Origin of the sequence: Methylobacterium sp. V23, assembly GCF_002917135.1 — a bacterium.
Lineage (GTDB): Bacteria > Pseudomonadota > Alphaproteobacteria > Rhizobiales > Beijerinckiaceae > Methylobacterium.
Window position 1 is genome coordinate 1 of record NZ_PDHT01000085.1, and the last position, 4718, is coordinate 4718.

Sequence of the window (4718 nt, forward strand, 5' to 3'; positions counted from 1 at the left end):
CCGCATGGCTTCGCGCGCCGCCCCAGAGCCGTCGAGCCATCTTCCCGATGTGCTACGGCATCCAGTTCGCTGAGCTGCCCAAGAACCGTCGCGGCCCGACTGCCTTGTACCGCATCAACCGCTTCGATCAGATCTGCCAGGCGCACGACATCGAGCATCGGCTCACCAAGCCAAACCACCCGTGGACCAATGGCCAAGTCGAGCGCATGAACCGGACCCTCAAGGAGGCGACGGTCAAGCGCTACCACGACCACAGCCACGATCAGCTGCGGGACCATCTCGCCGCCTTCCTGGATGCCGACAACTTCGCTCGCCGGCTCAGGACCTTACGCGGCCTCACGCCATACGAGGCGACCTGCCGAGCCTGGGCAGACGATCCAAGCCGCTTCAGATACGATCCGACCCATCTCACTTCGGGACTGAACACCTAGGGCGGGCGCGCCCCTTCGATCCATCCGAACGTTTTAAGGACTAGCCAGCTTCGGCCGGAACGCTTCGAAGGCGATCAGCGCCGTGAGCTTCACCAGCGGACCGCCGTTCTCCGACAGACGCTGATAGCGCTCATCCAGACCGAAGAACCCTGGCTGCCCCATCCGAGCCTCCCCAACGCAGACAGCATCAGGGAGTCACCACACCGCCTCCCACGGAAGAGATATCTCGAAGTGTCCAAGCGCTATCGTCGACCAAACGCAGTCTTCTCCGGCATGTCAGTAAATTAGTTTGATATACCTTTTTGTAATCGCGCGCGCATTTGCTGCGTCTAAAAGTACGACCACAACTGCATACGCGAACGAAGCAACCGCAGCGTAAGACATTACCCTTATGGTTGCAACTTCGTGCCTCACAGGCCATAGAATGCAAATCAGAACTGACGTTGCCGCTCCAAATTTTAGTATATCTGCTGTCACAAAAGGCAAATGCACTAATCTCCTGCCAATAATAATTGTACATAGCAGAGAAATTGTTGCGGATACCAACGAAGAAATGACCGCACCTTGAATACCGAAGCTCGAGATGAAGGTATAACTTATAATCGTTTTTACTAGCAGAAGGACCGCCTGTAGAACGAGCATAGATTTCAGGCGCTTCGAAAGGGAAAACGACAGCGCAAAATACAGAGTTTCAAAGGCAGAAATCATTGTTGTAATTGCAATCAACGGCATCAACTCGACTGCAGATGCTTGAAATGGCTTTCCGAGCATCAAGGATGTTATCCATGGGGTCAGAACGGAAAGAGCAGCTGTAGTTGGGAGCCCCACAGCAAGCAGTAGTTGAGCTTGCCGCGTTAGGAACGGCTGAGCTGATTCGATCCCACCCGCTTCAAATGCGCGGTATATATATGGGGAGCCCGCGAGGTTAATGGCTATGAGCACGGCCTGGAGGCTTCTTACTGTTAGGTCAAAAGAAGCTGAGTAGAGTCCTGCCGCATCCGTCCCAACTAGCGCAACTATAATATATCGATCCGACATTGCGGTTATTGCACCAAGAACTCCCCCCAGGGCGTAGGGCAAGCCGAAGACAGCAATCTCCCGGACTATCGCTTGATTCAGATTCTTGATTTTTGACTCGCGCACAATGAGTTTCATTGTGGGAAGGCTACTAATCACAAACCCTAAGGTGGTACCGACCACTAATCCCGCCCAACCATATCCAAGCGAAATCAGAATTAAGCTACAAAAAATACATGCAATCGTGCGTAAGAACAGTAATATTGAATAGGTTATTGATTTGAACTGAGACTGCGGTATTCCGATACTGACCTCACCCAGCCCAAGCGCGCCCGTAAGAAGCATACCGAGAGCTATTTGCCAAAACAAAATCGTGTCTGAGATAAAAATCAGCGCTATCGCGCCGCTCGTCCACACAAGAACAGTAGATATCAGAAATAGTAATGATACGTTTGATAGAAAGTCCTCAAGCTTATCGTTATATGCTGGCATAAGTCGATTGATGGATTGTCTTAACCACTGGTAAAATCCTGCGTAAGCGGTTAACGCGCTTGAGAAAACTAGCGCGTAAATGCCGTAGTCCCCGGGACTCAGCAGGCGAGTAAAAGCGGCTAATGCCAGGGCGTTGAGTGCTGAAGCGCCATATCGACCAACGAGGTATACGAGACTGTTACGAAACATAAAATTACTTCTTCGCTATTTTTGAAATGACGCGGCGGTTACCATTGAACGCACCGCTCAAAAATCTATAAATCAACTTTGGCTGGAGAATACTATCCGGATACATGATCAACCCCGCAAATAGATAACCTGTAAACCGCCAGTAGTTTTGATGCGCTAGTTCAGATTTCGCACTACTCCAGTAACTATCAATTTTTGCTTTGCGTTTTTGCTGGGATAGATCATAACTGCTAAACCGGAGAGCAAGATCCGGAATAGCGTAAATAGCTTCCACAGCAGTAAAATTTGGCTTTAGTATAGACCCTCGCTGTTGCCTATTACCCCCAGTGGAAGTCTGCCTGTAGTCGACAGCAACTAAATTTTGAATAGGAATGAAGTCTCCGAGTAATGCAAGACGGCACCAAAACTCCCAGTCCTCGCCTAGTTTCAAATCAGTCTTGAAACCTCCAACAGCGCGCGCCGCCTCGGTCCGAATGCAGAGCGCTCCACCGTTAACAATTATATTTTTTGCTAAGAGATGCCAAAGAGTTTTATCCTGGGGCAAAACTCTTTGTGGTCGTTGCACCTCGTAACTCGGATCGACACCCGCCTCAGGAATTTTGATGTGTTGTGCAAAGCACGCGGGAGACTGGGGATGCGCTTCAAGTACATCAACCATGTGCTGCAGGGCGTCTGGCCTCAAAATATCGTCCGCGTCTAAGAATAAGACGTATGGGGCGCGGCAATTCCTGAGTCCCTCATTGCGAGCAAAACTAACACCATTGTTACTAATAGTGCGGACGGTGATGCGCATATCATCCACCGACAAGGCTACATCAAGTGTATTATCCGTAGACCCATCATTTATGATTATGTGTTCGTAATTTCTTAAGGTTTGCCTTTGAACACTTTCAATTGCTTGCAGCAAAAACCGTCCTGCGTTGTATGCAGGAGTCACAATTGCTACGCTTGGTAAGCTGTGCGTTGTCATACAGACCTCTTTGTCTGCCGTTGATATATCTTTAAGTCTAAATCAAGTCACAACGGATTGCAGAAATGTTTTCGGGCTGTTCCTAGCTTGTGGCCGCGATATATCTCAACACAACCAAGGTGCCAAGCTTCCACCGCAATAAATTCCGCTCATACCGCGCTCCTAATTGGCTTGTTGTATTTGTAGTCTATATCGCCCTTTCATTGTCTCCGCTAGTTAAGTTATCTTACGAACTATTGACTGATCAGCTAGGGGAGGCTCTGAGGTTCTTGACAGCGCGTATCAAGCACCTGGAAGATTAGTGGTACTTTGAGGATCTGAGCTGATTTGATACCATTTTTAGCTTTCATTCTTACGATAGCACTATTGGTCGAGATGAAGATCCGCATATTCTGATCCTCCTTAAGGAGGCGATCCCAGCGCCGTTTTGGCGGACAGGCTTTCAGGTCAGCCTGAGACTGTCGGCCCATCTTCCCTTAAACACCAGCGGACATCCAAAAGCCGTTGCACGCTGGCTCAGGCGAGCTTGGATCAGGTGGCCCCACGCGCCTTGACGCAGTAGCATCCCGACAATCCGATGCATTGTGGCGGCCAAGGTCATGACCACTGTGTGGACGTGCGGTCGCGCCAGCAGGCTGCGCAGCCATCGCCAGAGATGGGTGTCTCCCCGCCGCGGCGAGGCGGCGTCGCGCTTGGTGATGTTGACGAGCGTGGGCTTACCGCCTGTAGTGACCTGATGCGGCGCGATGTCGAGCCAGGTGGCGAGATCGCGTCCGTGCGCGACGGTGGTTACGTCGGCGGTGGCCGCCCCCGGCGCGGTGGCATAGAGTGCGCCGTTCTCTGGGATCGAGGTAAGCCGATGTGCGTTCCCGTGCGAGCGCGTTTACCCGGCAAACTCTGCATCGAGCGCGGCGACGCACCGGTCGAGGTCCTACCAGCGTTCGCGTACCTCGGCCACAAGGGTGCGCATGCGCGGCGTCAACGAGGCGCCTAGGTCCGCATCGAGCAACCCACCCAACCGCTGAGTGAGCTTGGCACAGCCCTGCGCTACGATCCAGTGCAAAGTCGGCCGCCGTATCAGTAAGGTTGCTTACACCGAGCTCCACGTGTTCGGTCCCGTTGAGTAGTAGTACAGCTGATATCGCATAGAGGGACGCGGCTCAGGCCTAGGTTCTTTACGGCAGCGCTGCGACGACGGAGCGGTTGTGTTGAAGGTCAAGCCATAAGTGACTTCCAAGGTGTGCGGTCGCAGACGATGGCGTTGAGCGTCACAGGCAGCTTTCGCGTCGCAGCTACGAGGACGACCTTCTTCGACCGACACCGCTGAGGCAGCCCTCATTGAAGGGCCGATAAGGCGAGCCTCGCCGGATCGAGGTCAGAGCGGCCATGCACTGCACACCCCGCGCCAACGTTGGTCCACCCGCGATGGATCGACGGCCTTGCATTAGGCCCGGTTCACGGTTGTTGGGAGCAATGCCGACGAGAGTGTACGAACAATCGCCCCTTAAATGAAGAGGCCGGCGCCAAGGCTTCCGCCGGCTCTCGTTGGTATCCCTCAGATCTATCATGTGCCAATCCAGTCGAACACGATGGCGGCGCGATCGCTCCCGCGGGTGGCT

Annotated in this window: 4 protein-coding genes and 2 pseudogenes; 1 reads left to right on the plus strand and 5 read right to left on the minus strand. The window is 52.9% G+C overall.

Features of this window, described 5'->3' with window-relative positions:
- The coding region (locus CRT23_RS27165) for an integrase core domain-containing protein (protein WP_245436645.1) at nt 1-431 on the plus strand (431 nt) is incomplete at its 5' end.
- Between the two features lie 33 nt (nt 432-464).
- Here CRT23_RS27165 and CRT23_RS29720 read toward each other — a convergent pair.
- The 5 genes and pseudogenes from CRT23_RS29720 to CRT23_RS27180 all read right to left on the minus strand — a co-directional run.
- Nucleotides 465-593, minus strand: a complete 129-nt coding sequence (locus tag CRT23_RS29720; protein WP_280952028.1) for a hypothetical protein — start codon at nt 591-593, stop codon at nt 465-467.
- Between the two features lie 114 nt (nt 594-707).
- Complete coding sequence (locus CRT23_RS27170; RefSeq protein ID WP_103712590.1) at nt 708-2129, minus strand: lipopolysaccharide biosynthesis protein; 1422 nt, start codon at nt 2127-2129, stop codon at nt 708-710.
- A gap of 4 nt (nt 2130-2133) precedes the next feature.
- On the minus strand, nt 2134-3099 hold the full coding sequence (locus CRT23_RS27175) for a glycosyltransferase (RefSeq protein WP_103712591.1): 966 nt from the start codon (nt 3097-3099) through the stop codon (nt 2134-2136).
- 547 nt (nt 3100-3646) lie between these two features.
- A pseudogene (locus CRT23_RS29505) lies at nt 3647-4156 on the minus strand (IS110 family transposase); the annotation flags it as partial.
- A 158-nt stretch (nt 4157-4314) separates the two neighbouring features.
- Nucleotides 4315-4583 (minus strand): annotated as a pseudogene (locus tag CRT23_RS27180) (IS110 family transposase); the annotation flags it as partial.
- Nucleotides 4584-4718: the final 135 nt, after the last annotated feature.

Excerpts from the sequence above, each read along its gene's own strand:
- CRT23_RS27170 (WP_103712590.1), bottom strand. The coding sequence starts at position 2,129 with ATGTTTCGTAACAGTCTCGTATACCTCGTTGGTCGATATGGCGCTTCA.
- CRT23_RS27175 (WP_103712591.1), bottom strand. The coding sequence starts at position 3,099 with ATGACAACGCACAGCTTACCAAGCGTAGCAATTGTGACTCCTGCATAC.
- CRT23_RS29720 (WP_280952028.1), bottom strand. The coding sequence starts at position 593 with ATGGGGCAGCCAGGGTTCTTCGGTCTGGATGAGCGCTATCAGCGTCTG.